At 39.0% G+C, this 1,767-nt stretch carries 2 pseudogenes; both read left to right on the top strand.

Features of this window, described 5'->3' with window-relative positions:
* Window positions 1-78 precede the first annotated feature (78 nt).
* Window positions 79-283: pseudogene (locus QUA56_RS36495) on the top strand (ISKra4 family transposase); the annotation flags it as partial.
* Between the two features lie 76 nt (window positions 284-359).
* Window positions 360-1,483 (top strand): annotated as a pseudogene (locus QUA56_RS36490) (IS4 family transposase).
* Window positions 1,484-1,767 lie beyond the last annotated feature (284 nt).

The raw sequence follows: 1,767 nt of genomic DNA, 5'->3' as shown, positions 1-1,767 counted from the left end.
TCATCTTTATTTGGCAATTTTACTAGCTTTTTCATTTTAACCCTTTTTGGGCATACTCGCCAAAGTGAGATGCACCCTCTAGAAAAGCATCGCTCTCGAATTGTTAACTATGAGCAATTATCATCAGACAAGATTTGTTCGCCGAGGCTCGGGAGCGGTGGAATCGACTGTTAAACAAATAGATAGAAGGTTGAAAATTTCGGGAGCTCAATGGTTGAAAAAAAATGTCAATCAAATGCTAAAACTTCGTTGTGCTTACCTCAACGATCTCTTGGCTATTTGAGGCTTTTGCAAAACCGGGATGCTCCCAAATTAGCGAGATATTCAAAGCAATAGAGATAGCGATTCCCTCAACAGAAATAGAAGCGGCTATCCTGAAAACAAAAGCAAGAGAAAAACGGCATCGTGCGCTACCATCACAACTGGTAGTATGTTTAATCGTAGCAATGAGCTTATGGTCAAAAGACTCAATGCGGGACGTACTAAAGAATCTGATTGATGGACTTAATGAAGTCAGGTTGAAAACAGGTAAATATTGGAAAAATCCGTGCAAGGCAGCTATTACCAAAGCCCGAAAAAGATTAGGATGTCTTGTAATGAGCCAGTTATTTCATCAGTTGGTACGACCAATGGCTACAACTGAAACAGTAGGAGCTTTTCTGAATGGATTGAGAGTTGTAGCAATAGATGGAACCTGCTTAGACCTCCCCTCTGGGTGACGAAAATGCCAGAGTTTTTGGCCGTCCAGGTAGCCGTCCAGGTACAAGAGCTGCTTTTCCAAAAGCTAGATTAGTTATTTTAGTAGAAGCAGGAACACACTTAATATTTGATGCTTTAATATGCCCATACAAGATGGGAGAAAGAGTCAGAGCATTAAGGTTATTACGCTCAGTTACTAAAGAAATGTTGTTAATGTGGGATAGAGGTTTGCATTCATATGCGATGGTGTCAGCCACGCTCAGCAAGGGTTCTAGCTATTTAGGACGAATTCCGTCTCAGGTTAAATTCCTCAAGGAAACACAACTAGAAGATGGTTCTTACTTAAGTTTTATTAATCCCCCAGGCAAATTCAGAAAAAAAGGATTTAAACCCATCCAAATCAGAGTAATCGAGTACACGATTGAAAACTTAAATAATCCAACAGCAGAAATTAGATATCGTTTAATTACAAGTTTATTAGACTCTCAAAAATTCCCGGCAAAGTTATTGGCTGCCGAATATCATCAACGATGGGAAGTCAAAAATACAATTGATTAATTCAAAGTACATCTCGGGGAAAGAAAAACTCATGTTCGTTCTCAAAGACCAAGAGAAGTAGTACAAGAAATTTATGGTCTATTATTAGGACCGAAGAGCTGTGCGGTCATTAATTTGTCAAACAGCGCATAGTGCAGAAATTTCCCCATTAAGTATTTCTTTCACCGGTACATTACGAGTTATTCGTCGTGCTGTCCCCAAATTTCAGCGGCTAGAAGCACAATAAATCCCCTTTTTTTAACTTGGTTAAAATTGGAGATTCTTGATGCGACTTTGCCACAAAGAGTTGAGAGAAATAACCCAAGAGTTGTCAAAAAACCTGTTTCAAAGTTTAAATCCAAAAAAGTCAAACACAGAGGTACTGGAATAAAAATTAATTCTCCTGTTTTTAATATTTTAAAGCCTCCCAACCCTTAAGTAAACCGTATTGTTTTATAACCCACATTCCGCACCCCAAACTGGCACATAGTCGGATTGAGGGGGTAAAAGTGAATCACCCGAGACAAGGGT

This window comes from Microcoleus sp. N3A4 (assembly GCF_036701805.1).
Classification (GTDB): domain Bacteria; phylum Cyanobacteriota; class Cyanobacteriia; order Cyanobacteriales; family Microcoleaceae; genus Microcoleus.
Note: the sequence above shows the minus strand (reverse complement) of the source record. Positions and strands in the feature narration are given on the sequence as shown.